Raw genomic sequence first — 24963 nt, 5'->3', positions numbered from 1 at the left:
ATCCACGTAGTGAGTCTTGATCAGCGCCAGTGCCTCGCTCCGCACGATCGCCGGATAGGCTCGGTTGCTCGGCTTGCCGCGCTTCTTTGACAGCAGTGCCGCGGGGCCTCCGATCCGATAGGCCTTCAGCAGCCGGAATGCCTGCCGCGATGTTACCCGAAGCAGTTGCGCGGCCTCTCGCACTGTAATCCGTTCCGCCACAACATCCCGCAACACATGCACCCGGTCGATCTCAGCCCGGCTCATCGACAGCACCGTCATCACTCACAACCCCCAGGCCCCATGCCTTAGACAAGTCCGAGCGTGACATCTCTAATGGGGAGGATGGTGACCTTTCTAATGAGCGTCTACACGAAAGCATCGCATAGCATAGATTATGGAATAAATTCCTATTATCCGAACGTCGGAAGTTGCGTTGTTTGGCTGGCTCCGGCCTGCCTCACTCCGCAGCTTCAGCGGGCGGGCTTTTTAGCTCAGCAAATTTCGCCGCCATCGTCGGATTGCCCCGGGTCAGCTTCTTGATCGTCACGTCCTGCGCCTTGTCGTTCGCAAGACGGAGATTGCGGTCTGCACCGATCAATGCATCCTTTGTTTTCTGGAGATGATCGATGGACTTATCGATCTCGGCGATCGACGTCTGGAAGTGCCTGGAAGCAAGATCGTAGTTTTTCGAGAATGCGGTCTTGAATGTCTCGAGCTGGCTTTCAAACTGCGTGATGTCGATATTCTGCGCTCTCACAAGCGCAAGCTCGGTTTTGTACTTGAGCGAATTGATGGCCGCATTCCGCAAGAGCGTAATCATCGGCAGGAAGAACTGCGGCCGGATGACATACATTTTTGGGTAACGGTGGAAGACATCGACGATGCCGGTATTGTAAAGTTCGTTGTCCGGTTCAAGCAGTGAGACCAGGATGGCGTATTCGCAGCCCTTCTCGCTCCGGTCCCGGTCGAGTTCCTTCAGAAAATCTTCGTTCTTGCTTTTCGTCGCGGTTTTGTCGCTCTCGTTCTTCATCTCGAACATAATCGAGATGATCTCGGTGCCGGCCTCGTCTGAGTCCCGGAAGATGTAATCACCCTTGCTGCCGGTCCGCGCGTCGTTGTCTTTCTCGAAATACGCCCGCGGAAATGCCATCGAGCGCACCCGGTTGAATTCGGTCTCGCAGTGCTGTTCGAGGGTCTCCCCGACCATCTTGGTCGAGAGGCGGGCCTTCATATCCTTGAGGCGCTCGATCGCGTCATCGCGATCCTTGATTTGCGTTTCGTACTTGTCCTTGAGTGACTGCTCAGAGAGCTGTTTTTCAAGCTGCACCTGTTTGATGCCGTTTTTCAGTTCATCGCGCTCTTTTTCGATGGCGCCGACCGCTTCCGACACGGCAAGCTTTTTCTCAAGCTCGAGAGCCTGGAGCTTGGCCTTCAGCTCCTGGATTTCTTTTTCCTTGGCAGCGGCAATTTTGTGCTGCTCGCTGGCCAGAAGCGCTTCAGCAAGCTCCGCGGCCGCTTTCTTTTCGCGCTCGGACTCGGCCAGCGCGTTCGCGAGCCTGTCACGCTCTTTTTCCACGGCGCTGAGCGCCTCGGTGACAGCAAGCTTCTGGCTGACCTCACTTCCCTCAAGCTTGGACTTCAGCTGCCGGATTTCTGCGTCCTTATGCGCTTGTTGACATCCCAGGTCTCAAACACGTCTTTCACTCTTACTTTCGCGATTCGAATTTCCGTTAAGGCGCAATCCTACCAAATCTCTCTCTTTGCGTACGGGCCATTCGCTCATGCGCCGCCCAGCGGCGGCTTCACGGCGCCGGCGATAAAGATCTCGTGCTGCTTTGGCCTCGATAATCATCGGCTCGAAAGCACCCCAATCGATTTTCCATTTCTTCTTGCTGCGCGACCGCCAAATTCCAAAGGACCGCACGACGTGCCGCTCGAACGCAGCTCTGTTGCATTTGTTGATCTTCATGAAGTGACGGATCAATCGTCGCTCGTCGGCCGGCGTCATGACGCCGATAGCCAGAAGCTGCTGGATACGTCCCCAGTGCTGAACCGAATGGCAAACCGTGCAGATCGCATCGACACCGACCAGAATGGCAACCCCGCTGCGGGGCTTTTCGACATACTTCCAGCTTTCGTGGCCCTGTAGACGGTCAGTCCCGCCGCAGATCACACACCTGCCCAGGGCGGATCGGGTCGTCCTGCTAAGCTTTAACCAGCGGCCGGGCCCCAAGCCCAGCACATTGGATCGGAGATTTTGGCCCCACAGCGGCCCCGGAATGAGTTCGAGACGGAGTTTGTGCCTAGCCGGCATCGCTTTGCAGCCCCTGGCTCTTGGCGGCTTTCGACCACATATGAAAGACTAAGACGGCGATAAGACTTGGCAATGTATATGAAAGTTCGCGTTCGCCCCCCACTAGAAACCGTGTTATGGTTCGCTCATGTCCGATAAGCGCAAACGTTCCAGCATCAACTCCTCCTCCCGTGTATTGGGGGATAAGACTTTTGCGGCCATTTCGGCCGTAGAAGGCTTGGAGCTTGGCAAAGCTTCGAAGGAACGCCTATCGGCGCTTAGGGAAAAGAAACTGACGCCGGCCCAGAAGAGGGCTGAGGTATTGAGGGCATACGTTCAACCCAAAGGCCGCTAACGGCTTTGAGCGGCTACGACGTATTCGACGACCCCTACTGCTACAAAGGCACATCCGTCCTCAAGAATCGCGCCCGCCTCAGGGATGACAAAACCCTGGAAGCGTTCGAGCTCGAAATGTCGACGTTGCGGGCGGAAGAGCCTCTCCCCGCAGGGCGCTTCACCCCCACGCACTATAAACGCATTCACCACCATCTGTTTCAGGACGTCTATCCCTGGGCGGGCAAATACCGGACTGTCCGCACCTCAAAGGGCGGCAACCCGTTTGCCTATCCAGAGTATATCGCCTCAAGCATGGACCAGCTGTTCGAGAAGCTTGCGCTTCCGGCCTTCAGACCCGGCGCAAGCTCAGACGACTTCTTGGATGCAGCCACAGACTTCCTCGCAGAACTCAACGCGATCCATCCCTTTCGTGAGGGCAATGGGCGCTCTCAGTTGGCCTTTATGTATCTGCTGGGGCAGCGGGCGGGTCACCCGCTCAAACTCGCGAGAGTTGACCGCCACACGTTCCTGCCCGCGATGATCGCGAGCTTTGCCGGCAACTTGGGGCCCCTCAGGGCCGAGCTGCAAAAACTGCTCTGACTAGTCGCTGCCGGCCTGCCGGGCCAAAAGCCGTCGGGCCCGCGCAAGGCGGGCCTTCAGGTCCTCCTGAAAGGCGGGGTCTTTGCGCCGGTTCTCGATGTGCTCGCTGATTGCAGCACGAATCACATCCGAAACCGCGCGCTGCTCGACCGAGGCAACGGTCTCCAGAGCTTCAGCCTGCTCGTCGGTGAGGCGGATCGTCATAGCTTTCATGGTTTTCATGCAAGTAATCTGCACCTTAACACCAGGCTTGTCAAGTCGCATGGTGGCGTGGTATCTTGGTGTCAATCAATGGAGGTACCGATGACCGAGCATGACGAAGCTGGCGCCCCGACAAAGCGCGAGAAGGAGCTGAAGGCCTTCAGGGAGCGCCAGATGCGCGAACTGCGGGAGTTCGAGCAGCGCCAGAAGCAGGAGCTGGAGGAGTTCGAGCGCCAGGAGCTCGAAGAGCTGAAGGAGTTCGAGGAGCGCCAGCATCCGTACGAGATCAAGATCGATCGCACCGAATTCAAAGTGACCGAACATTTCCTGACGGGCGCCCAACTAAGGGCCCTGCCCAACCCGCCAATCGGCCCCGAACGTGACCTGTTCGAGGTCGTTCCGGGCGGCTCGGACGAAAAGATCGCGGATACGCAGAAGGTGAAGATGCGCGATGGCCTGCGCTTTTTCACCGCGCCCGCGCAGATCAATCCGGGCCTCCTGTAAGGAGCGATAGCCGTGCTGCCTTCACACGACATTGAATATCTGAACGCCAAGGCCCCCGGCCATCAGGTCACGACTGAAGGCGGCGTTATTTGCGTGCTCGTTCCATCGTATCCGCTTCCGAAGGGGTTCGACCGGGGGGCCAGCGACCTGCTAATTCGCCTGGCTCCCGGCTACCCCGATGTACCGCCCGACATGTGGTGGTTCGACCCGCCCGTGTGCCGCACGGACGGCGTTGTTATCCCGGCCACGGAGGCGCGCGAGGGTCACCTCGGACGCCAATGGCAGCGCTGGTCGCGGCATTTCACGGCGGGCCAATGGCGCTCGGGCATCGACTCGCTTCAAAGCTACTTCGCCCTCATCAGAAACGAGCTGCTGAAAGCAGCACCGGGGGGATCATGATCACCACACTGGTACTGACAGAACCACTCTTTCAAGAGCTGGAGCAGACCGCGAGACTACCGGTCGAGACCGCAGGCGTGCTGCTTGCGGGCATGGCCCGGGCGCCGAACGGTGACATCCGACTTCTCGGACGTGCGATGCACTGGGTGCCGCAAGACGCCTACCTCGCGCGCGAAGGTGATCATCTGTCCATTGCCTCTCATGGTTACGTCCCTGCCCTGGCGGAGGCCGAACGCCTGGGCGCGATCCCGATCTGGTTTCACACCCATCCGGGCATAGGCAGCCATCCGACCCCGAGCATGGCTGACCGGAAGGTCGACCAGGATATCGCCGACCTGTTCCGGCTGCGTTCGGGCTCGGAGCTGTACATCACGCTGATCGCCTCGCCACGGGAAAACGGCATCACCTTTACCGGCGAGGTGAACTTCAGCGACGGGGACAAGGCGCCGATCGACCGGTTGTGGCGGGTCGGGGACAAATGGCAGCTCATCAACTCCTTCAATTCGACTGATCAGCAGATACCGGAGATCTTCGACCGAAGCGTCCGCGCGTTCGGCCCTGAAATCCAGCAAACGCTTGGCGCGCTGCGGATAGGTATTGTGGGCTGCGGCGGGACCGGTTCGGCCGTCGCCGAGCAGCTCGTCAGGCTAGGCATCCGTCATCTCACTGTGATCGACGCGGACACATTGACGGAGAGCAACGTCACGCGGGTCTACGGCTCAACACCTGCGGCTGTCGGCAAACCGAAGACGGCCGTGCTTCAAAGCCATCTGACGGCAATCGCGCCTGATCTTGAGTGCAAAGCTGTAGGGGCGATGGTCACGCTGGAGAAGACGGCTCGCGAGCTGATCCCATGCGATATCGTCTTCGGCTGCACCGATGATAATGCCGGTCGCCTGGTTCTTTCGCGGCTATCGACCTTTCTGGCTATGCCCGTCATCGACCTCGGCGTGCTGCTTGGTGGCGATGGCGCGCTTGCAAGCATAAACGGCCGCGTGACAACGCTTGCGCCAGGTGGCGCCTGCCTCGTCTGTCGCGACCGGATCGACCTTGCCCGGGCCCAAACCGAGCTGCGAACGCCGGAAGAGAGAATACGGCTCGAAAACGAAGGCTATGCGCCTGTATTAGGAGGCGTTGAGCCCGCCGTGGTGACTTTCACCACCGGCATCGCCTCTGCTGCGATAAACGAGCTTCTGGAGCGCCTGATCGGCTTTGGGCCAAGTCCGAGGCCAACAGAAGTTCTCTTCCGTTGGCACGAGAGGGAAATCTCGACCAACAACGCCAAGCCTCGACCACAACACTACTGCGACCCGGAGAGCCATAAGATCGGCAAGGGCGAGAGCAATCCTTTCCTTGAACAGGCGTGGCCCGAGGCATGAAGATTCGTTGGAGGGCGTGGGTCGACTGGCTTCCGCAATGGCTGAAGCGTCTGCCGCTGTGGCAGTGGCCGCGTCTCGATTGGCTTTCGCAATGGCTGATCCCTCAGCCATTGCTGTACTGCACCGGCCAATTCGACTCGGCTGATGAGATTCCGGAGAAGCTGCCGAAAAATACCGCCGTCATTGTCGGTACCGCGGCGCGGCCGAAATGGATCGCCTTCGACTGCCCCTGCCGGAGCGGCCATCGAATCATGCTCAACCTCGATCGCGGACGCAGCCCCTTCTGGCAGTTATCTAAGGTTGATGGGCCTCTTTCGCTTTCTCCGAGCGTGAATTACTATGATGGCCGGCGTAGATGCCACTATTTCGTCAGGAATGGAAAAGTCGATTGGGTGGGGGATTCCTTCGGTGAGCGATAAAGGTCAGGAGCCCTCGGCTTCCACATCGGGAGCCGAGCCGTTGAAGGTTGAGCGGCCGCTCACGAAGACGCCGATGTACGCAGCGATGAACGCTGGCCGCTATCAAAGGCAGGAGCTTATCAAGCTGATCAATCGCACGGAGCAGACCCACCTGATTTGCTACGTCAGCGGGTTGGAGGCGGAGATCGATCGAAACGACGTGATCGGCTTCGTGGAGATGCTCCACAACATTTCCGAAAACTCTCCGATCGATCTTCTCCTCAACACTTGCGGTGGCGATGTCGATGCTTGTGAGAAGCTCGTCAAGCTGATCCTTGCGAAAGCAGGCAACCGGGAGTTTCGGGTCATCGTGCCGGATTTGGCGAAGAGCGCCGGCACCCTTATGGCGCTCGCCGCCAGCAAAATCATCATGAGCAATGCTTCCGAGCTTGGGATGATTGATCCGCAATTCCTCCTGAGGGATGCTCGAGGCAACGAGCTGATGTATTCAGTCACTGGCTATCTGGAGGCCTACGAAGGGCACTGTGCCGCCTTGCGCAGGGATCCTCAAGATCAGATCGCGCTGCTGATGCTTGACAGCTTTGAGGCCAGGACAGTCCAAAAATTCCAGGGCATCCGCGATCGGGTGAGAACATTCGCCGAAGATATGCTGAAGCGGCGTGGCGCGCCGAGTTCAACCATTTCTCATGCGCTGATGAACTCCAGTAAATGGAAGACGCACGGTCAGCCGATCGACTATGCCGACGCCAAGCAGATCGGTCTACCGATCGAATATCTCCCGCCGGATGATGAGCGTTGGGGCCGCTATTGGGAGCTTTACTGCTCCCTTCGCCTGCTGACAGAGAATGGCAAAAAGATCTACGAATCGGCATATGCTTCGCAGATCGTATGATCTGGCGCAGAGCATGAGCCGAGTTCGCCAGAGAGCTGAATAGCTGGGGCGCCGCCAAGTGGCTTGATTGATCGGCTTCGCCGTATGTGATGGCATGATGGCGGCCTCGAAATGGACCAAGGGGGCAGCATGGGGACCGCCAACGAACAAGGGGGCGATGCAGATAGCGCCCTACCGCTGGGGTGGCATGCCGAGGAGCGAGAACATCGCCGGCAGGAACGACGGTTCTGGGGTGCCTATATTGGCCTGACCATCCTTATCGTCATAGGCGCATTTCTCAGCGCGTTGTTTGCCTACAAGGCGTATGTCGCCAGCACACAAGCGGTTGCCGAAGCCCGGAGACAGGCCAACGCCGGCGAGGCACAGATCGAAGTTGCACGCGATACCGAGCATCGGCAACTGCGCGCCTATCTACACATTGGCCACGGGCCGATGACCGTGAGCAGCAACACGGCCAGCGCCGAAATCCGCATTCATCATTCCGGTCAGACGCCAGCGTACAAAATCAAACTTGAGGCTGACATCCAGGTCGGACATTTCCCTCTGCCCGATATCGAAAAGCTCAGCCTGCCAACCGGCGGAATACCGAAATACGAGTTTGGGGCGCTCTACGGCACCGACCCAATCAAGCAGACGATTTCAATGCCGCAGAACTCAGATGATGCGATCGAGATTCAAAAGCGGAGCCACGACCGGCTCGCTGGCGGATTGCAGGTCTTTTACCTGTTTGGGCGAGTGACCTATCAAGACATCTTCGGCAAGGAATGGCCTTACGAGTTCTGTTATTCCTTCGATCCTGTCAACAACACCGAAGGAAGTGAGCGAGGCTGCGAGAAATACAACAAGCCGGGATGATGCAGGAGCGAGAGCCCCGGCGCGCTTGCCGCCTATGGAAGTGAGTTCGCCCGACTGTTGTAGAGCGCAATCCAAGCCTCATGCTCGTCTCTGAGATTTTCCACGAGACGGGTTACGATCGCATCGTTAATTGCCTGTGGCCTTCCGTGGCTAAACTCATTCCGGCGACGATGGACGTCGTTTAATAGATCGGCAACGCTGGAAAAACCGTTCGCACGAAGATCATCGAAGTAGTCGACCCCAAAAAATATCTTGTACAGTTCGTATAAGCGCGGCCCGATTCCGGAGTGGCGCTTCAGTTGGTCGTGGAGAATGCGCTGCGGCAACTTACGCATGGCGGTGCGGTGGAGCCGTTCAATCCGCGTCTCGAAATAGCCCCAAAACAGCAAAACCAAAGCCGCCCGTGCTGATGGACGCTCCGCATCGGCAAAGTGTGCAAGGGTCTGAAACTCCGAAACTGGCCGCTCCCCACTCGCGCTGAAGCATCTGCAGATAGATGTAGTCCTCATAACGTGTCGCGCGCCATGGAAAACTGCCCCCTCAGCGTCACGAGGAATTGCCCCCTCCTCGGATAGCTGGGGAGAGAGTGAATGAAGCAGGAACGAATCACTGAAGGCTCGGCGTGGAGTGATCCACGGGGGCAGGTGATGAAGACGCCGGATGACGTGGCGGAGATGTTGCGCCTAAGGGCGTGCGGGTGGGGTCTGAAGCGGATTGCGCGACAGCTGGGCTGCAGCCATCACACAGTGAAGGGCTACGTGGCGGCGGGCGGGGTGAAAGCGTTCAAGCCGCCTGAGCGGCCGAAGCGTCTCGACGGCCTTGAGGGTTGGCTGCGCGAGAGGCTCATTCGGCATCGCGGCAATGCCGACGTGGTGCGCCAGGACCTGTTGGCCGAGAAAGGCGTGACAGTCAGTCGGCGGACGCTCCAACGCGCCGTGCAGCCCTATCGCCAGGCGCTCAAGGCGGAGGCTCTGGCGACGACGCGGTTTGAGACGCCGCCGGGCCGACAGCTGCAGATCGACTTCGGGGAGCGCCTGGTCGAGATCGGAGGAGCGAGAGTCAAGGCATTCGTATTCGTGGCAACGCTCGGCCACTCGCGACGGCTTCATGCGCGCGCGTTCCGGGCCGAGAGGCAGGAGCATTGGTTTGCCGGGCTCGAGAGCACATTCACGACCCTCGGCGGTGTGCCGGAGGAAGTGCTGATGGACAATCCACGGGCGCTCGTGGTGCGCCACGACGCGGTGACCCGATCGGTTCAGTTCAATGACAAGCTGATCGCGTTCGCAAAACATTGGGGCTTCTGTCCTCGCGCTTGCGCGCCATATCGGGCGCGCACGAAAGGCAAGACCGAGAACGGCGTCGGCTACGTGAAGAAGAACGCAATCGCCGGTCATTCCTTCCCAAGCTGGGAAGCATTCGAGGCGCATCTCGACAGGTGGGAGCGTGAGGTTGCGAACGTTCGTATCCACGGCACGACCGGAGAGGCGCCGATCATCCGCTTCGCGCGCGACGAGATACATCGGTTGAAGCCGCTCGGCGGGCAGCCGTCGTTCGGATCCTTGCGTGAACTGACCCGCGTCGTCGGCAACGATTGCGCCGTCGAGATCGACACGAACAGCTACTCGGTACCGTGGCGCCTGATTGGCGAGCGCGTGGCGGTAACGATCGCGGCCGGCGAAGTGCGGATCCGGCATGGATTGCACCAGGTAGCAGTGCACAACCAATCGGAGGGGCGCCGGCTGCGGATCATCGACTTTGCCCATCTCGATGGTGTTGCTGGCCGCAACGGCGCGGTCCGCCGGCCGGAGATTGCTGCGGCGACAGTACCGGGGTCGTCTCCACCGCCCTCGTTGTTGCGTCCTCTTGCCGAATACGAAGCCGTGATCGGAGGAAGCTTCTGATGGCACGGGCAAAGAAGGTAATTGAAGCAACAACCGATCCGCTCGATGCCATGCTGGCGCGATTGCAGCTCTCGGGCATCCGCGACCAGCTCGACAGCCTACTCGACGAGGCGGCGCGCGCGAACCTGTCCGCACGCGAGACGCTGATCCTGTTGTGCGAGCGCGAGATCGCGCGCAAGGATCATCGCCGCATCGAGATGGCGCTGAAGCTCGCACACTTCCCAGCCGTGAAGGAGCTTGCTGGCTTCGACTTCGAGGCGCAGCCGTCAATCGATCCAAAGCAGATCCGCGACCTGGCCGCATCACGTTGGATAGCCAACGGAGAGAACGTGCTGCTGCTCGGCCCGCCAGGCGTAGGTAAGACGCACTTGTCGATCGCTCTCGGGCGGGAGGCGATCCTGGCCGGATACACCGTGCAGTTCACCACGGCGACGACGCTGGTCGCGGGCCTTGCCAAGGCGCACGGCGAGCGACGGCTGGACGAGAAACTGCTCGCGCTGTCGAAGCCAAAGCTGCTCATCGTCGACGAACTCGGCTACTTGCCGCTTGAACCTGACGCGGCGCATCTGTTCTTCCAACTGGTCAGCCGGCGCTACGAAACCGGCGCCATGCTGATCACGTCGAACCGCAGCGTTGCTGAATGGGGCACAGTGTTCGCCGATGCCGTGGTCGCCACCGCGATCCTCGATCGGCTCCTGCACCACAGCCACGTGCTGACCATCCGCGGCGACAGCTACCGGCTCCGCGCCAAGCGCAAGAGCGGCCTCATCAAGACGCCGACCGTCGGTGACGGCCCTCCGGTCGGCTCCGCCTCCCTCCGGCCCGTCACCGACGGAAACAACCTTCAACCGAGATCATAATCACGATGGTGGGGGCAGTTCTTCATGACGCAAAGGGGGCAGTTCCGGATGGCGTTTGACACATAACGCCCTTCGGCGCCCATGAAGGCCGCCTGTACTGTGATTTCCCGACCGTCCACCCTTACCGTTTGGGGCGAAGTGTCCAGCGGACCTGCACCGCATGCCGGGCAGGGCCCCGCGACCGTACGAATGCCGGGGCAATTCCCGCCGCACACCACATACCCGGACCACAGACTCGTCCACGAGCTTCCTCGTAGCCCGTCAAACCACATCTGAAAGCCCCTCCTTTATGCCGGATGACCTCTTAACTTCCGCGCGAGAACCCGCCGCGTCGCAGAAATCGCAAATACGGCTGCATGATATACACCTAAATCTGAATGCCCAAATAAGGGCAGTGCCGCTTGCACAACGTGGGAATTCCGACGAGTTGCCGATCGCTCTTCTGGTCGACCGTGCTTACCCGTACCTAACCAACCTGGCCCGTCACCTTCCCATACTTTCGTTTCGTGTCAGGAAGTCGGACTCGATCCCCCAACCTGAGGATTATGATTCCTGCGCTCGCCTATCTGGTCCGCTCATTGCCTCGTGTTTTGTCGCGCCCCTCTTTACCGACGCCCTGCTCTGCCTCACGACGCCGAGTACCGGCAAGCTCCGAAAGCTCGGTCTTCAGCGCATGACGTCGCGTCTCGATATCGGGCATGTCCTTGACGAATCGCCGAACCTGGCGGGCGAGCTCGTGATCTGCTGCCAATCCGGAGCGTTGTAGCTCGGCGGCATAGTCGAGATATCGCCGCCGGATCGCGTCCTGACGTGACTTAATCTGTTCGTCCCAAGGGTGTTTGGTACTTCTGCCTCCCCTCACCTCCGAAAGCACCTCCTTGCGCGCGAGCCGATCGACATCCGGCCTGATCTTTCGCTTGCGTAAAGCGAGCACCGCCCCGCGATCGGCCTTTCGAACCCGCCCACGGGTTCGCCGCGGCGTTGCCTCCGCTGCGATCCCGCGAAGCCGGAGTTCGCCCGCAAACCGTTCCCGCCAGGCTTGAAGATCCGCCTTGCGGGGGTTGAGGCGCTTGCCGTCATGACCCAGGGAGCGAACGGTCAAGTGCACGTGAGGATGCTTGTCGTCGAGGTGCTGGACGAAGACGTAGTCGTGATTGTAGCCGAACGTTTCGATGGCAAATGCCCGAGCTGAATCCTTGACGGCGACGGCATCGGTGCCAGCCGGCATCGACAGAATGATGTTGACCGAGAGCGACCCATCGCGGCGGCGCTTATCGTCGAGACCGGCATCATCCTCCCAGCGTTGCTGTAAATCTTTCAATCCGGAACGACCCGCGAGCGTCGCGCCCTGCTCTGTTTCCGCATCGAGCTGGCCGTTTCGCGTGATGTAAGCGAGGTGCGACTTGAGATGCGCCACGCCCTTGGTGCGACCGGTGATCTTGACCATCACCTCTGGTGCTCGGCGCACGATGCGTTCGAGCTTTGCGCGCATCGCTGGCGTAAGGCGGCCTGGAGCGACCGGATCTGGGATATCCCACTCGGCCCGCCGCGGGCGCCGATTGGGCGTTTCCCAGACATACGAGATCGGCGGAAGTTCGGTGACCAGGTCGGCCGGCTGCGGCAAGCCCTGGCTCATGGCCGTCCATCCCAATAATCGACGTTGCCGTGCAGCGCGCTACGCAATTGCGCGAGCTCTCTTTCGATGACCATTTTGGCCTCTTGAATTACGGACAGATCCGGCTCAACCGCCCTGCCCTGCAGCACACTGGTGTTTGCGGCCCGCGCGATCTGGTTGATGTTGCCCCCGATCCGGTTGAGCTCGCGAACGATCGCGCGAAGCGCGTCATGCTCGTTTGGGGAATGCTGGACGGGCGACCCCAGTCGCGAGCGCACCAGGGCAACAATCCAGCCGGTTCGCGTCATGCCGCGCTGACGCGAGACTTCAGCGAGCTGTCGCATCTCGCTCTCGCGAAATCGCACCGTCACCTTTTCCGGCCGTCCGACCGGCAATGCCAAGATGCGTGGCGCTGGCGCAGCCAATGCATCAGCAATTAGACGCCGCAGCAGCGCGGATTTGCCGCCCTGGGTAGCCGCAAGAGCTGAGAAATCCGCCGCGACTTCGTCGGAGACGCGAAGCGAGATTAGAGCCATGCACTCCAATCCCAATCGTGATGTAATACATCGCTGGCGCGAAGCCTATCCTGCACTAGAAAACGAAAATCCCTCCACCCCCTCCATGTTGGTTCAAACCATTGAGCTCGATGGTCAAGGCTCGGCAGTTGCTGCAGGTGACGTCCAACCCAGCCCACGGCCGATGGGGAGAGCTCTTCCGGGAATGACGCAGCTGTCGCCCTTAATGCTTGCACTTCCCGAACACCGCGCGTGCAGACTCGCAACATAGGCACCGAATATGTGGACCGCGGCTTTCCAGCAGCCTCCGGCCTCTCTACGGCGCTGTGGGAGGCGCGTTCGGCCTCCGGCTGCTGCGCTAACGCGCCATCCTTCGGATGGGAAATCCGCTCCGCCGGCGCACCAATGGTAGCACTGTCTCCGGGGAGGCTGTTTAAGAGCAGCTTCATGCCCACACTATCTCCTCGATCGTGATGGTCGATGCCGGAACCTCTTCCGCTTCCTCTGCGCCATCGATCAGCAGCACGGCATAGCGTGAGCCTCGGGACGCGAGCCGATCGATCAGAAGACAGCCCGTGCGATCTTGGTGACGCACTCTGATCGTCAGCGATGGACCCATTCGCTCGAGCCGATTGACCGAAGAGTTCGGGCGCTTTCCCGCAGCATCCGCCGCGCGGCCTCTCTCTATAGGTTGCGATGCCACTTGCGGTGCGACCTGACCTCGTGGTGGTTCAGCTCCAGGAGTCCCTTCGTCAGCAGCAGGAGAACCGCGGACTTTCGCGCGAACTTCGCGGGCCAGTTGGCGGGCATGTGCGTCGGTGAAGCTTTCCTGTGCGGCGCATAAGGTCTCGACGTCATTCGGCTGCTCACGCCAAGCCTGGTAGAGTTCATACACAGCACGGATCGATGAGCCGGCAAGCTTCGAGCGAAGGAACTCCGGCATGTTCTGAACCGACGCGTAGCGAGACACCCAGTCCCTGGGCTTACCGAGCTTGCGCGAGATGTCAGCTTGATTATCACCCTGCTCCAAGCGGTCCGCGATGAACGCCGCAACCTCGGGAGCATTGAGGTCATCGCGCTGAATATTCTCGATCATCTGAACATAACGATCCGCAGAACCAGCGGCATGAATGAAAGCCGGAATGTCACGAAGCCCGGCGCGCTTAGCCGCACGATACCGCCTCGCACCCATGACGATCACGTACCGACCTTCCTCGGTCGCGTGCCGCAGCACGATCGGTTGCAGCACGCCATGCTGAAGGATTGATCGCGTAAGCTCGTCGAGCTTCTGTTCGTCGAAGCTGCGACGGGGCTGGTCCGGATCTTCGTCAATACGGTCGATCGAGATGCAAGTCGGTTGCCCGATTGTGGCGGCACCATCTTCCGCAGCGTCGATGAGCTGCTTAAAGCTGAGATCAAGCGCCATGTGCCGTCTCGTCCATCTGCGCGACGATCTTGGCGAGAACATCCCGGATTTCCCGACCGGCCTCCTGCGCAGAACGGCGCTTCAGCTTCCAGACCGGCAGGCGTTCCGCGACGGCTTCAGCGTAACCATCCCTTGCAACGATCTGGCCCGGGAATACATATTTGCCAGCCTCGCGCAAGAGCTGCTCAAGATGCGTCCTTTGACGGGGCGATTTCGTGTTGAAGTTCGAGGGCAGCAACCCGAGGAACTTCGTATCCTGACGGCCATAGCGCCTCTGCACACCGATCACGGTCTGCATCAGACCTTTGACGCCCTTGATCGAATAGTCCTCCAGATAGATAGGGGCCAGCACATGCGACGCCGCAACCAAACAGCCGACACTGCGAAGTCCAAGTGACGGCGGGGTATCGATAACGCAGGCGTCAAACTCATCCGACGCGTTAGCGAGGTTCTCTTGCAGAGTCGTTATGGCGGCTGCATTGCTGCGATCGAGATCGGTCAGTGAGCTATCGGCCGGCGCAAGCGTCAGGCCTTCATCGGATCGAGGTACGACCCGTATCCCCGGTTTGAATAAATCCGCGGCTAACGTTGAACCGGCGTACTGCCTCAAAGTGTCTGACGCATTGCTCTGCGCATCAACGTCGATCACGAGAACGCGGAGATTCGATTCCGCCATGAACCACGCCAAATGCACAGCAAGGGTCGTCTTGCCGACCCCGCCCTTTTGATTGTTGATGACAATGGTCTTCATATTAGGGTCCGAAACGGGTCTGACGGCGCGGGGGTATCCATCGTCGGTGATATTGGTTTGAACCAACAGCGATTGCGAATCCGATCGTCAAAACGATCGCCAAATTCATCCAGCGAATCCCCTGCCAGAAGAGTCAGGTCAGTCCATAGCTATCCGGAGGAGCAATCTGGAAAGCGAGTCGGAGATCGTGCTTGTTGCTGGACTGCGACAGTCGCGAGAGGATCGTCACGCGAATGCGCGGAGACCGCTTGTGGGCTCCGGGAGCGCCGCCGGCGCGAGTAGAACCGTCCCCGGAGGGGCTCGCCCAAGCGGACACTGCTGTAAGAGTGGACCCGCTGGATACGAATTCTCTTATGCGACGGCTATCGGCATCGATGGGAATACGTTCTACCTAACGCGAGAAAGACTCGTGTCGCCCCTCTCGAGGCTGGTTGCTGTAGCGACAAAGTCGCCGATCTGCCAAACACTGGCCGTAGGAAGCTTTGAATCCCAGGCCGACCTTCCATCGCATGCTGTTGCGATAAAGTCCGGCGCAATTGCAAGCAGGGCATTGCGACGCGCCCGTCCGATAGCGAAATCTCCGTTGAGGAAAGATTTAATCGGACGACGGGTCTCGGTATTTCCGGAGCAACTGACCTGTCGATAAAATGAAATCAATCTGCCCGGTCGATTCATAAAACTCATTGGATGGCATTTGCGAAGGAAGCAAGAATCCGTCCGTGCCGAAACCCAAACCAGAACTGCTTCATCTGCGCCGCATCGATGCTAAGCGCTGCCCACGCAGCCGATCTCGTTCGGAGAAATGTCGCTGGTCCGCAATTGGGCCTGATCAGCACTAATGGCCAGATCATGGTACAAACTTTCGATGGCAGTGCAGAAGCGATCGAAGCGTTCCGACGCCTCGAGCGTGCCAAGCGGAGGTGCGGTTACGCTGCACTGGATGAAAAGCTGCCATCGTCTGGGAATTTTTCGGGTTACGGTGATGTCGACTCTATCTGCTCCACTGCTTTGATGTCAGACGAGCAAAATCGAAACAAGACAGAGTTCGTCTCATGAAGACTGCCAATGAGATCGCCGAAAAGATTGCAGCCGAGAACGACCTGACAAAGGCTCAGGCGAAAACCATCGTCGATAGCGTGTTCAAGGCGATCGCTGATGCGGCCGTAAGCGGGGCCGAGACGAGCCTTCCAGGCTTCGGCAAGTTCAAGGTCAAGGATGGCCCCGCTCGTGAGGGCCGCAATCCGTCCACCGGCGCAACGATTGCGATCGCAGCTTCTAGGAAGCTGACGTTTGCGCCTGCCAAAGCCATCAAGGAGGTTCTTAACGGAGGAGCCGCCCCGAGCGACGATGCATCGTCAGTCGCAAGACAAGGGGGCTTATGCCCCCTCCTCGGCTGCGAGCGCTTCGTTGCGTCGGCGGATGAGTTCGGGCAGCTCGCGTTCGAGCGCCTTGCGCTCCGCTGGCGTGAATACGCATTCGCGCAGCTCGGCGCGCAATTCCTCAATGGTGTCGATGATCATGGTCGCATCTTCCTGTCGAAGGAAGCAGGCTCCGCCTTGCGGCGGAGCCCGCTGGCTGAGCCTCAGTCCCGGTTCGGCCGGGACCAGATCAGTTGGAGACCCTCGGCACCCTCGACCTCGGTCAGGGTGGCGTAGATCGGAGCCGGGAAGCTCGGATCGTCCAGCTTGACGGAGAGGTAGTCGCGTTCGGTGTCCTTGGCGGTCTTCTGCCAGGCAGCACCCAACTCGACGTTGCCCGAGTAGATGCGGAAGTGCGGTCCCTTGTCGGAAGGATTTTCGACGCGGATCAGCTTGGCCTTGACGTTGAGGTTGAGCGTCTTGATCGCGCCGGAGAAGCCATTGCCCGTGGAGGTGAAGGTGCCGATGGTAGCCATTGTCTCATTCCCTTGTTTTCTCGGGCCGCGCCTATCGCGACCTCGATGGCGGTCGTGAGACCGGAGGCGATCGACCTGCACCCATAAGGCCGAAATGAAATGGAGGGCGGCCGGCAGCGACTTTCTTGGACCGCGAGGAATGGCGCGCAGCGCCAGGGGAAGAAAGTCGAGGACGGACGTTGCGGGGACAAGATCGAGAGCCCGCGAAGCGGGATCGGCCTTCGGTCAGACCAGCCTCTATCGAGGACGCAGATGGGTGCGCCCATCGCGAAAACACATGGAATGAAGACAGGCCGCCCCAATCGGTTCAGCCATTCGGATCCCAAGGCAACGGGCGTAGCAGCAAAACGCAGTTCACCTTAAGCAGGCCAGCGAGGCGCCGCGTCATCACCGGCAATGGAGATCGTCGCCGTCAGCAATATCGGCGCACCCGTCGAAGTCGCAATCGCAAGATCGATGACGAGACCTGCCGACGTACTCGCCATGTGGATGCAACCTCGCCTTCCTTTCGCATCCATGCGATCGACCCCCCTGCAAGTCGTCAAGCAGATGCCAGCATGGATAGATATGCCGGGCGCCGACCCACAGCGGCTCCGCCGGCACGCGCGATGGAACGAAGCTGGAAGTGCGGGCTGCGACGCCCCATAGCTTTGTGAGCACTTCGGCCTCAGCAGCAATCCGGCGTCCGGGCTCGATTTCTATCGGACACTATTTAGCCGGTGGCCGCAGCGGGCTATCCGCCCACTTCCGGGCGGCGGGGTCGCGCAACGGATCGTCCTCGCAGGCAAGGCAAACATAGCGCTGCTGCCCGCCGGCGACATCGTCGGGAATGGCCATCATCGCCTTTCCGCACGACGGACACAGTCTGCGGCTCGAATTCAGCGCAACCATCGATTTTTCCTGCCGAGCTTAGCTTAGTTTCATGCGGCCCCCCGACTCAAGCGGTACGCGCCGAAACCTGTCCGGATAGGTCCCGATCGCTTGACGGCGCAGCCGGTCAGGATTGAAATTGAGCCTTCAGTGAAGTTGCGGGGTGGCGTTATGGAAGATTTCTACAGAGACTTCGCGCAGCGGGCGCGCGATTTGGCCGAGAATGCGGACCCGTTCACCAAGCGGCGGCTGCTGGACCTGGCCCAACGATACGACCTGAAGAGCAGACCAGGATCCGAAGGGGGTCGGTCCATCCCGCCCCCGCGTTCGACGCCGCCGACGGTCCTGTTTTCCGGGTCCGGCGAAGCTTAACGAACCCATCCCGACGAATTAGCTCGCGACCTTGCTCACCGCGATTTAGCCGTTGCGACCTCAATCGACCACTCCCTCGGGGGACGCAGAACTATATCGGATTGAAATTCGACGGCATGGGGATATGCGCCCACATGATCGGTTCTTTGTCGATCGCGCTTCCACCGCGGCCCATCACCCACATGCCGCGTGCGCGGCCTTCCGGATAATTGCCGGTCCATACGTCTCCGTCCTCTGAAAGATAAAGGATCACTTCATAACTGTGGGGCTCGTGAACCATCGGTAACCAATCGAGCCATGGTTGGGACATCGGATGCGACATGCTGTTATGTTCCTGGCTTTAAAACGACGCGCCGGTTTGCGCTCGATCCAATCTGTAATCCTGTTCGGCTGCAAGATCAGATCGAAGACGCGATCCGGCTCAGTCGTTCCTTGTCCTTGGACGTAGCGAGTTCAAGGACCGGCGAAATAGCCGGTTACACCTGAGCGCGTTCGTCAAGCGCAGCACCCGCCTTTTCGATCTCCTCCACGTTTTCGTCGTGCTGTCGCTTCGCCTCATCGAGGGCTACCTCCGCTTACCCTATATCGCGACCTGCACGCCCGTTCGTCCGTAACGCCTCCTCACGTCACTCGGCCTCCCGCCGGGCGCTGTTCCTTCCGTTGGCGCGTTGCCCGCGAGCCTTCTCATCGACCTTGCCCAGCCTGTTCGCAGCGTTGGCCTGACGGTTTGAGGTGCGGCAGCCATCCCAGCGGGTCCCGTCGGTCGGCGGAGCGGCGTGCTCGGCAAAACAACCTCGCGATCCGCCGCCGTCGGCGCGTGACCCCGGGGTGCGCAATCGCCGCACGGACGATCTCGGGGGCGCCAATCTCCTGCGCCGCGCCTGATGGGGATTGGACGCCGCAGCCAAGGCCCCATTCGATCTTAACCGCAAGCTCAGACCACGACGCGTCAGCCCCAGCCGAGGCGATGGCGCACGGAGACGGTTACCCCATCCGTCAGGCCGTTCGTTTTTCGTGGCGCTGGGAGTTGATCTGCGACATCAGAATCGGCCCAAGAGAAAATTCCCCTACCTCCGCTTTCCGAGTCAGCCCACGCAAGTAGCCGCCCGCTGATCGGATGGTGGTGCTACGCTGCAGGATGCAGGCGACGACGACCGCCGCTTGCGTTTCACCCAGAACCGTTTGCGCCTCCTCCCAGGCGCTAGGACTGATCCCCAGCATCGATCTCACAACGGCCGCGGTCGCAAGGAAATCGCGCCAGTTCGAAATCCCACTCTTGGCATAGTCGACGATGTCCGGGCACGCACTCAAGATCATTCCTAACGGATACGCCGCTTCCCCGACTCGCGATGGTTGAGGTTTTGGCTCAGCTCCCGCCGCCCTGCCTTCTCGAAGGCTAGGTTCAAGATCAATAGGGGAGTCTGGATTTGAATTCTGTTTGTGGCGCTCAGAATGGGACTCATTGGCGCTCGTATTCTTGGATTTGATGTGTGCTTCCAGAAGATTGAACACGTCGTCAGCAAGCTGCGACAGCTCGTCGGCGATCGGCTCGAGCTCCTGACGCGTCGCGGTGCGCGGAATCTGAGCGACCATTGCGCGGAAGGCGGCGTGCACCTCCTGCCAATCGACAGGCCCCTGCCCCGCCCTTCGCGTCGGGACGCCTTCCTCGATGCCGGTTGCAATCATCTTCGCGATGTCGCGCCGGCACAGCGTAATTCGCTCACGCACCAGCTTGAGTGCACGGGCTTCCGCTTCGATATTGGCCGCCAGGCTCTCGAACTCTTCCGAGCGTACGACGAGCGGTGACAGATCGAAGCCGAAGGCAAGCTCGATTTCACCGGCATTGTCCTTGCGCGCATACCGTTTGCCATTAGGGCTGTCGCGCCGAACGATCAGTCCCGCGTCGACCAGCACTGCGAGGTGACGCCGCAGCGTCGATGCCGGCATGCCGTGCGCCCGCCGACTGAGCTGATGGTTGGATGGGAAGACGATCAGATCATCCTCTCCTGTGAGCGCCGTCTCAGGATGGAAGGTCAGGAGCGCGTTTAACACCGACAGCGCGCGCTCCGACACGCCAAGGCGCGGCCGTGCCGTGCAGATGGCGTGGAAGATCTTCCATTTGTGGACGATCTTCTCGGGAGGACGTTCGGTTGCGACCATCTGGCTTGCCACATGGGCAAGTGTCAACGATCGCCGCCCAAAAGGCGTCGTTGGAGAGTGTGACTGCATGTCTTTGCCTCAGCTGGGCAAAGGAAACCTGCTCGCCGAAACGACGATAAAATCGCGTAGAAACTCTTGACTGCGATTCGCGAAAGTGATTCTCTGTCAGTCGCCAAACTTGAAGAGAAGGGCTTCCGGAACTCCGTTTCGGGGGCCTTTTTCTTTTGCCTTGTCTGCTCCTGGTTCGTGTTGCGGGACGAGGCCGTCAGGCCTCGGTAGTTTCCTGACCACTGCTCGTCTTGGAAAAGGCGTCGAACAGGGTCGGGAGTTGGTCGACGAGAAATGCCGCGAACGTCGCCGAGACATTCTTGTCGAGGGTAAGCTTCAATTCGCGTTCGACCTGACGCACGTGCGCAATCTTGTCGCCGGATGCGGAAAAGACCGGCTTCTCTTCCGAAGCCTTCGATGTCCCCGCAGCAGATGGACGGTTTGCCGCTGTGAATGCTGCGAGAAACCGAGCGTCGGTTTCTCGCTCTGCAAATTTTGGTTCAGCGATTGCCGCTCTGACACGTTTGAGGGCCGCAGCGTCCTTGATCAATTCAGCAAATGACTGCCAACGGCCGCGGCCAACTTTCGGAGCCTTCCCGATTGCTTGAATGACTTCAGCTGGGACCGATCGAGCAACGGCAAGAAGTTTCGATGCCTCCGCCCGATCGACCGACAGGGCATCTTGTACGATTGACCGACTGTGCCCGGAATCTTCGATATGCATCGCGAAGGTGGCGCGCTCAATGAAACTCAAATCTTCGCGTGACGCGTTCTCGAGCCCTTGCGCCACGACAAGTGCTTCATCTGACAGCGCTCGCAGGATCGCTTTGACCGAAATGCCCAGTTCGCGCGTGGCGCGGACGCGGCGATGACCATACGCACTCTGGTAGCGCCCTTTTGCTTCAGGATGCTCTCGAACGAGAATGGGCACCTCTTGACCACGCTGTGCGATCGACTGCTTAAGTGCCTCGAACGAGCTATCATCCTGGTCGCGAAACCGGTCGGCTAGCGGCGACGGATCGATAAGTGAGGGGTCGACTTCAAGGATCATCGCCCCGGAGGCAATCCTCTCACGCAACTCCTCGTTCTCTTTCTCGACTCCGGAAAAAGTGTCCTTCAACGACCGGACTGACCCGGACGAGACCCGTGGCAACGCTCCCGGCACGTTGTCAGCTGACAACGCAGGCGACTGTGGGGCCGTGAAAAGGCTCTTGATGGTGTCAGTACGTTTGCTCATCGACCCCACACCTTCTTAAGAAGTTGCGCGATTTCGGCATTGACCGCGTCGACCGATTCCAATGCCCGGTCGTAGGCGCCCCGCCCTACGGCGCCGCGCTCCAGCTCGTAAAGCGACTGCTTGGTGAGACCGGCATTGGCGATCGCGGTCGATTTCCACACTGTCGCCTGGAGCACATCCGATCCAAAAAGGGTGCGAAGGAGCGCCACGATTTGAGCTTCGGGCACGTCATTGGGATCGTGACGCGTGATGACGTACCGGATGAAATCGTGATCGAGGCGCCCACCCGCGTCCTCGATGACGGACATGAGGTCCGACGTCATGAGGAGAAATTGGCTCATGGATGCAACGTCGACCATCTGAGGATGAATGGTCACGAGCATGGCGGTCGCCGCGTTTAGCGCGCCCATCGTCAAGTAGCCAAGTTGGGGTGGGCAGTCGATGACGACGACGTCATAGTCGTCGGCGACCTGATCGATGGCGCTGGCGACACGGCGAAAGAATAAATCGTGCCCGCGTTCACGCCGCTCAACCATTGCTCGAGGCGTGGTGTGCTCGAACTCCATGAGCTCGAGATTGCCTGGCACGAGACCTATCCCGTCAAAATAGCTCGGGCGAACGACCTCGCGCATTGGCCGCCGGTGTTCGTCATATCGTATGGCGCCGTAGAGGGTTTCGTTCGCGGCGATGTCGAACTCGGGCTGGTACCCAAACATTGCTGACAGCGAAGCTTGCGGATCGAGATCGATCGCCAGAACCCGAAAGCCGGCAAGGGCGAGGTATTGCGACAGATACAGCGCTGTCGTCGTCTTGGCGGAGCCACCTTTGAAGTTCGCGACAGTGATGATTTGGAGCTTGTCGCCTGGGCGCCGGCGCGGCAGAAATTCCAATGCTTCGCGCGGGCGCGCGGTGGCTAGATACCCTCGCAACTCATGAATCTGAGCCAGGGTATAAGACCGCCGGCCACCGATTCCTGTCGTCGGGGTCGGCCCTAGTCCGTCGAGAGAAAGTTGTCGAAGGTACCCATCGGATACGCCCGCAATTCGCGCGACCTCCCCTGAGGTGAACGAGCGGAGCGATTTGCTCGCTGAAGGTGGGAAAAGCGTCGTCGCGAGCGATCGCAGCTGACCGGACAGAATGCCGGCATGCCGGGAGATCCGCGCAGACGCAGTCTCACTCATCGTCACCGATTCTTCCGCTAAGCTCGTCATCTACCTTCTCAAGACGGTTTCTGCGCGTCAGACGCCTATTCTCCGTCTTGAGAGATGGCCACGATTCTATGATTTGAGCAAGAAATAAAGGGTTAACGAGTTCTTAACGCCCGGTGGCGTGCCCAACAGCGCGCAGCGTCTTTCTGGGCATCGCCCCGCGGTTGTCAGCTGACAACAACGCCCCAGTCGGCGGAGCGAGTCTTTACTATAGCGTGATTCGGCCGGGCTGCAGGACCCCAGGCGTCATTTTGCACCACGCCACCCGCTGCTCCGATCTGCTACCGTGTGGAAGCACCGGCGCCTCACCTTTCCGCTGGTGTCGAGCCAGCGCGCACTGGCCCTTGATGAGCGGTGGATCTATCGCCGCGCGAGCGTCCTCCCTATTCCTCCTTCCCGCCAGTCGTCGCCCAGGAGAATCGCGTCGCTCATATTGTACGGGGAGTTCGCTCAGCTACTCAGTCCGATGCCGGAAAGCGACGGTCCCGCGAAGAGCGCCCTCCCCGTCTCGTTGAAGCACCCGGACAGAATTGCGAGCGTGGGGCGTTGCGGGAGTTTGGCTCGGCAGGTCCTGCAGGAGGACGGGTTATCGCGGGGTTGATCGACACAATACCGCAGCACCGCGCTAGCGCGGCTTGTCAGGGGCAGGAGTGAGCGCCACACGGCAACATGTCACCAAGCGGTCGGACGATCAGGTGTCGAGCAATCGACTGACTCCGTTCCGAAGGCATCCGCGGTTGGTTGTTGCGCCGCCTGATACACCGAGGGGCCCGGACCTCCGGCCGCAAGGCCAACTACTCGCCCGGCGCTGCTTTACCACGAAGGGGAGGCCATGTGGCCTCGGGTCACCTCGTCGTCGACAAGCCGCGCTGCGGATCGGTGCGCCGCGTCGGATTTCGGGCTCCTTCCCGCGCCTTCCTGGGCAAGGCGTTTCGATCGCGGGACGCCGTCCTTCGGTGGGAGGTCCCACAGATTGTTGTCAGCTGACAACGTCCACTCCCTGGGTCCGGACCGCCCCCAGGGGGGGGGGGGTGCGGTGTCACGGCCGGGGGGCGAAAGCCGAATCCTAGACGATCTAGTCGCCATCGGTGATCGAGCCGTGACCGTGCATGTGGGGAAGGGGCCCGGGCGACGAGCCGGGTGAGCTCGCGGCACTGCCTCGATCCGATCCGTCGAGAAGTTGTTCCGCGGCGTCCAGCCTCGGAACGGCACTCCATTGGCCGGCAACAGGGCCGACCAACAATTCCCCGGAGTTAGGTGACATGAAACGGGATCGATCGGGCAGGGGAACAATCAACTACCGTGCCAGCACCAGCTACTGAAGCATTGTTGTCAGCTGACAACAAGGGCCGACCCAAGAGGATAGATGTTGTCAGCTGACAACAATCTGTGCCCCGCAGTACATTCGGATCCAAGCCCCGACGCACGTCCTCCAGTTGAGGCGAGCCGGCATCGAGCCTCGTCGATCCGCGTCGTCGAGCAAGGGCCGACCAACAATCCAATTTCCCGGAGTTGGGTGAGACATCAAACGGGATCCGATCGGGCAGGGGAAAAGTCAACTGCGGTGTCAGCTACCCAGCTGAAGCATTGTTGTCAGCTGACAACAAGGGCCCTACCGTGACGACGGTGTTGTCAGCTGACAACAATCTGTGCCCCTGCGGTCCATTTGGATCCAAGTCCCCGACGCACGTCTCGTCCAGTTGAGGCAAGTCGGCATCGTATCGGCCTCGTCGATCCGATGAATTCACACGGCGCGGAAGGTGAAGGCCGGACAAGACTGTTCTCGCCTCGAGCGCGGGACATGCCGCGGCTTTAGGGACACAGCACCGGAGGAGGGAAGCCTGGGATTCATAGAATCCTAACCATAAGAGTTATGGCCCCCCTGCGCCTCTTCGCGACCCTATCGTGCAGATATGGCGTGAATCCTCCCGGAAGACGGTGAATGTGGCAACCCGAAGCGGCCTGCAGCGCGCTCCACGCTAACGACTACGGCAAGGGCCGACGCCCGGCTCGGCTCAATTTCGGGGGCTGTCTCGCCTCTGCATGCGCCCGATATCTTGGCGAGCCATCGATGTTCAGGCGCTAATGAACGCTACTATCGGAGCGGGGCTGGGCATGGCAGAAGTCATGAACGATGATTCGCTGCAAAGCCATCGCGCAGACTTTACGCAAGCCAGGCGGAGAGCCGTGACCAAGGAGCCGCTCGGACTGTCGCTCTGACCGACGAAGACATCTGAGTGCGATCA

26 protein-coding genes and 2 pseudogenes are annotated in these 24963 nt (G+C 60.0%); 12 read left to right on the top strand and 16 right to left on the bottom strand.

Translation table 11 applies throughout. The features are described from left to right. The 3 genes and pseudogenes from BM374_RS36595 to BM374_RS40410 all read right to left on the bottom strand — a co-directional run. Nucleotides 1-261: helix-turn-helix domain-containing protein (locus BM374_RS36595; RefSeq protein ID WP_143270334.1), on the bottom strand; the 261-nt coding region annotated here is incomplete at its 3' end. Between the two features lie 178 nt (nt 262-439). Continuing rightward, nucleotides 440-1651: pseudogene (locus BM374_RS36590) on the bottom strand (DUF2130 domain-containing protein); the annotation flags it as partial. A gap of 18 nt (nt 1652-1669) precedes the next feature. Further along, nucleotides 1670-2155: a hypothetical protein gene (locus BM374_RS40410; protein WP_177248798.1), complete on the bottom strand. Its 486-nt coding sequence runs from the start codon at nt 2153-2155 to the stop codon at nt 1670-1672. Between the two features lie 480 nt (nt 2156-2635). On the opposite strand from BM374_RS40410, the gene BM374_RS36585 reads away from it, so the two are divergent. After that, nucleotides 2636-3211, top strand: a complete 576-nt coding sequence (locus BM374_RS36585; RefSeq protein WP_244552842.1) for a Fic/DOC family protein — start codon at nt 2636-2638, stop codon at nt 3209-3211. Here BM374_RS36585 and BM374_RS36580 read toward each other — a convergent pair whose 3' ends face one another. Next, nucleotides 3212-3433: a DUF6290 family protein gene (locus BM374_RS36580; protein ID WP_143270343.1), complete on the bottom strand. Its 222-nt coding sequence runs from the start codon at nt 3431-3433 to the stop codon at nt 3212-3214. It lies immediately after the preceding gene. 81 nt (nt 3434-3514) lie between these two features. Between BM374_RS36580 and BM374_RS36575 the strand changes: the two genes are divergently transcribed. The 6 genes from BM374_RS36575 (at nt 3515) to BM374_RS36555 (ending at nt 7860) form a co-directional block, all read left to right on the top strand. Beyond that, nucleotides 3515-3916 carry a multiubiquitin domain-containing protein gene (locus BM374_RS36575; RefSeq protein ID WP_177248797.1) on the top strand — a complete coding sequence of 134 codons (402 nt, stop codon included), beginning with the start codon at nt 3515-3517 and terminating at the stop codon, nt 3914-3916. Between the two features lie 12 nt (nt 3917-3928). After that, entirely contained in the window at nt 3929-4315 is a 387-nt protein-coding gene (locus tag BM374_RS36570; RefSeq protein WP_177248796.1) for an E2/UBC family protein, read from the top strand. Then, nucleotides 4312-5694, top strand: a complete 1383-nt coding sequence (locus BM374_RS36565; protein WP_177248795.1) for a ThiF family adenylyltransferase — start codon at nt 4312-4314, stop codon at nt 5692-5694. Before BM374_RS36570 ends, BM374_RS36565 begins: the two co-directional genes overlap by 4 nt. Next, nucleotides 5691-6113 carry a ubiquitination-like system serine protease family protein gene (locus tag BM374_RS39135; RefSeq protein ID WP_177248794.1) on the top strand — a complete coding sequence of 141 codons (423 nt, stop codon included), beginning with the start codon at nt 5691-5693 and terminating at the stop codon, nt 6111-6113. The genes BM374_RS36565 and BM374_RS39135 overlap by 4 nt, the downstream gene beginning before the upstream one ends. After that, complete coding sequence (locus BM374_RS36560; protein ID WP_177248793.1) at nt 6103-7005, top strand: SDH family Clp fold serine proteinase; 903 nt, start codon at nt 6103-6105, stop codon at nt 7003-7005. The genes BM374_RS39135 and BM374_RS36560 overlap by 11 nt, the downstream gene beginning before the upstream one ends. A 129-nt stretch (nt 7006-7134) precedes the next feature. Continuing rightward, a complete protein-coding gene (locus BM374_RS36555) occupies nt 7135-7860 on the top strand; it encodes a hypothetical protein (RefSeq protein ID WP_143270342.1) in 726 nt (241 codons plus the stop codon). 32 nt (nt 7861-7892) lie between these two features. On the opposite strand, the gene BM374_RS36550 is transcribed toward BM374_RS36555, so the two are convergent. After that, nucleotides 7893-8255, bottom strand: a complete 363-nt coding sequence (locus BM374_RS36550; protein WP_092303683.1) for a hypothetical protein — start codon at nt 8253-8255, stop codon at nt 7893-7895. Nucleotides 8256-8450: 195 nt separating this feature from the next. Here BM374_RS36550 and istA point away from each other — a divergent pair, with 195 nt between their 5' ends. Together istA and istB are read left to right on the top strand one after the other, a co-directional pair. Beyond that, on the top strand, nt 8451-9761 hold the full coding sequence (gene istA, locus BM374_RS36545) for an IS21 family transposase (protein ID WP_092303681.1): 1311 nt from the start codon (nt 8451-8453) through the stop codon (nt 9759-9761). Beyond that, entirely contained in the window at nt 9761-10621 is an 861-nt protein-coding gene (istB, locus tag BM374_RS36540; protein WP_092303678.1) for an IS21-like element helper ATPase IstB, read from the top strand. The genes istA and istB overlap by 1 nt, the downstream gene beginning before the upstream one ends. 562 nt (nt 10622-11183) lie before the next feature. Here istB and BM374_RS36535 read toward each other — a convergent pair. From BM374_RS36535 to BM374_RS36520, 4 genes are all read right to left on the bottom strand, one after another. Continuing rightward, entirely contained in the window at nt 11184-12257 is a 1074-nt protein-coding gene (locus BM374_RS36535) for a relaxase/mobilization nuclease domain-containing protein (protein WP_092303676.1), read from the bottom strand. Next, the gene (locus BM374_RS36530) at nt 12254-12772 is read right to left on the bottom strand and encodes a plasmid mobilization protein (protein WP_092303674.1); all 519 of its coding nucleotides are present in this window, start codon (nt 12770-12772) and stop codon (nt 12254-12256) included. The genes BM374_RS36535 and BM374_RS36530 overlap by 4 nt, the downstream gene beginning before the upstream one ends. A 424-nt stretch (nt 12773-13196) precedes the next feature. Further along, nucleotides 13197-14177: a ParB/RepB/Spo0J family partition protein gene (locus tag BM374_RS36525; RefSeq protein ID WP_092303672.1), complete on the bottom strand. Its 981-nt coding sequence runs from the start codon at nt 14175-14177 to the stop codon at nt 13197-13199. Then, a complete protein-coding gene (locus BM374_RS36520; protein WP_092303670.1) occupies nt 14167-14928 on the bottom strand; it encodes a ParA family protein in 762 nt (253 codons plus the stop codon). The genes BM374_RS36525 and BM374_RS36520 overlap by 11 nt, the downstream gene beginning before the upstream one ends. A 687-nt stretch (nt 14929-15615) precedes the next feature. Here BM374_RS36520 and BM374_RS36515 point away from each other — a divergent pair. Both BM374_RS36515 and BM374_RS36510 read left to right on the top strand, forming a co-directional pair. After that, nucleotides 15616-15984, top strand: a complete 369-nt coding sequence (locus BM374_RS36515) for a WGR domain-containing protein (RefSeq protein WP_244552841.1) — start codon at nt 15616-15618, stop codon at nt 15982-15984. Beyond that, nucleotides 15981-16256, top strand: a pseudogene (locus BM374_RS36510) (HU family DNA-binding protein); the annotation flags it as partial. The gene BM374_RS36515 and the pseudogene BM374_RS36510, both read left to right, overlap by 4 nt. 48 nt (nt 16257-16304) lie before the next feature. Here BM374_RS36510 and BM374_RS39130 read toward each other — a convergent pair. The 3 genes from BM374_RS39130 to BM374_RS38285 form a co-directional block, all read right to left on the bottom strand. Further along, nucleotides 16305-16448 (bottom strand): hypothetical protein, encoded by a 144-nt coding sequence (locus BM374_RS39130; protein ID WP_177248792.1) that lies wholly within the window; start codon nt 16446-16448, stop codon nt 16305-16307. Nucleotides 16449-16510: 62 nt separating this feature from the next. After that, nucleotides 16511-16822 (bottom strand): DUF736 domain-containing protein, encoded by a 312-nt coding sequence (locus BM374_RS36505; RefSeq protein ID WP_018273795.1) that lies wholly within the window; start codon nt 16820-16822, stop codon nt 16511-16513. Between the two features lie 708 nt (nt 16823-17530). Next, on the bottom strand, nt 17531-17713 hold the full coding sequence (locus BM374_RS38285) for a hypothetical protein (protein WP_143270341.1): 183 nt from the start codon (nt 17711-17713) through the stop codon (nt 17531-17533). Nucleotides 17714-17863: 150 nt separating this feature from the next. On the opposite strand from BM374_RS38285, the gene BM374_RS39760 reads away from it, so the two are divergent. After that, entirely contained in the window at nt 17864-18064 is a 201-nt protein-coding gene (locus BM374_RS39760) for a hypothetical protein (protein WP_092303668.1), read from the top strand. 91 nt (nt 18065-18155) lie between these two features. Here BM374_RS39760 and BM374_RS36495 read toward each other — a convergent pair whose 3' ends face one another. The 4 genes from BM374_RS36495 to repA form a co-directional block, all read right to left on the bottom strand. Continuing rightward, nucleotides 18156-18386, bottom strand: coding sequence for a hypothetical protein (locus tag BM374_RS36495; RefSeq protein ID WP_143270340.1), 231 nt, complete (start codon nt 18384-18386; stop codon nt 18156-18158). 674 nt (nt 18387-19060) lie between these two features. Continuing rightward, the gene (gene repC, locus BM374_RS36490; protein ID WP_092303664.1) at nt 19061-20293 is read right to left on the bottom strand and encodes a plasmid replication protein RepC; all 1233 of its coding nucleotides are present in this window, start codon (nt 20291-20293) and stop codon (nt 19061-19063) included. A 196-nt stretch (nt 20294-20489) separates the two neighbouring features. After that, on the bottom strand, nt 20490-21509 hold the full coding sequence (gene repB / locus BM374_RS36485; protein WP_092303662.1) for a plasmid partitioning protein RepB: 1020 nt from the start codon (nt 21507-21509) through the stop codon (nt 20490-20492). Then, complete coding sequence (repA, locus tag BM374_RS36480; protein ID WP_092303661.1) at nt 21506-22720, bottom strand: plasmid partitioning protein RepA; 1215 nt, start codon at nt 22718-22720, stop codon at nt 21506-21508. Before repA ends, repB begins: the two co-directional genes overlap by 4 nt. Nucleotides 22721-24963: the final 2243 nt, after the last annotated feature.

This window comes from Bradyrhizobium sp. Ghvi (assembly GCF_900115265.1).
GTDB lineage: Bacteria > Pseudomonadota > Alphaproteobacteria > Rhizobiales > Xanthobacteraceae > Bradyrhizobium.
This window is presented reverse-complemented; position numbering and strand designations above follow the sequence as displayed.

Bases quoted from the DNA above. Each gene is read 5' to 3' on its own strand.
- BM374_RS36580 (WP_143270343.1), bottom strand. From the start codon at position 3,433: ATGAAAACCATGAAAGCTATGACGATCCGCCTCACCGACGAGCAGGCT.
- BM374_RS36575 (WP_177248797.1), top strand. From the start codon at position 3,515: ATGACCGAGCATGACGAAGCTGGCGCCCCGACAAAGCGCGAGAAGGAG.
- BM374_RS36565 (WP_177248795.1), top strand. From the start codon at position 4,312: ATGATCACCACACTGGTACTGACAGAACCACTCTTTCAAGAGCTGGAG.
- BM374_RS39135 (WP_177248794.1), top strand. From the start codon at position 5,691: ATGAAGATTCGTTGGAGGGCGTGGGTCGACTGGCTTCCGCAATGGCTG.
- BM374_RS36555 (WP_143270342.1), top strand. From the start codon at position 7,135: ATGGGGACCGCCAACGAACAAGGGGGCGATGCAGATAGCGCCCTACCG.
- istA (WP_092303681.1), top strand. From the start codon at position 8,451: ATGAAGCAGGAACGAATCACTGAAGGCTCGGCGTGGAGTGATCCACGG.
- istB (WP_092303678.1), top strand. From the start codon at position 9,761: ATGGCACGGGCAAAGAAGGTAATTGAAGCAACAACCGATCCGCTCGAT.
- BM374_RS36535 (WP_092303676.1), bottom strand. From the start codon at position 12,257: ATGAGCCAGGGCTTGCCGCAGCCGGCCGACCTGGTCACCGAACTTCCG.
- BM374_RS36530 (WP_092303674.1), bottom strand. From the start codon at position 12,772: ATGGCTCTAATCTCGCTTCGCGTCTCCGACGAAGTCGCGGCGGATTTC.
- BM374_RS36525 (WP_092303672.1), bottom strand. From the start codon at position 14,177: ATGGCGCTTGATCTCAGCTTTAAGCAGCTCATCGACGCTGCGGAAGAT.
- BM374_RS36520 (WP_092303670.1), bottom strand. From the start codon at position 14,928: ATGAAGACCATTGTCATCAACAATCAAAAGGGCGGGGTCGGCAAGACG.
- BM374_RS36515 (WP_244552841.1), top strand. From the start codon at position 15,616: ATGGCATTTGCGAAGGAAGCAAGAATCCGTCCGTGCCGAAACCCAAAC.
- BM374_RS39130 (WP_177248792.1), bottom strand. From the start codon at position 16,448: ATGATCATCGACACCATTGAGGAATTGCGCGCCGAGCTGCGCGAATGC.
- BM374_RS36505 (WP_018273795.1), bottom strand. From the start codon at position 16,822: ATGGCTACCATCGGCACCTTCACCTCCACGGGCAATGGCTTCTCCGGC.
- BM374_RS38285 (WP_143270341.1), bottom strand. From the start codon at position 17,713: ATGGTTGCGCTGAATTCGAGCCGCAGACTGTGTCCGTCGTGCGGAAAG.
- BM374_RS39760 (WP_092303668.1), top strand. From the start codon at position 17,864: ATGGAAGATTTCTACAGAGACTTCGCGCAGCGGGCGCGCGATTTGGCC.
- BM374_RS36495 (WP_143270340.1), bottom strand. From the start codon at position 18,386: ATGTCGCATCCGATGTCCCAACCATGGCTCGATTGGTTACCGATGGTT.
- repC (WP_092303664.1), bottom strand. From the start codon at position 20,293: ATGCAGTCACACTCTCCAACGACGCCTTTTGGGCGGCGATCGTTGACA.
- repB (WP_092303662.1), bottom strand. From the start codon at position 21,509: ATGAGCAAACGTACTGACACCATCAAGAGCCTTTTCACGGCCCCACAG.
- repA (WP_092303661.1), bottom strand. From the start codon at position 22,720: ATGACGAGCTTAGCGGAAGAATCGGTGACGATGAGTGAGACTGCGTCT.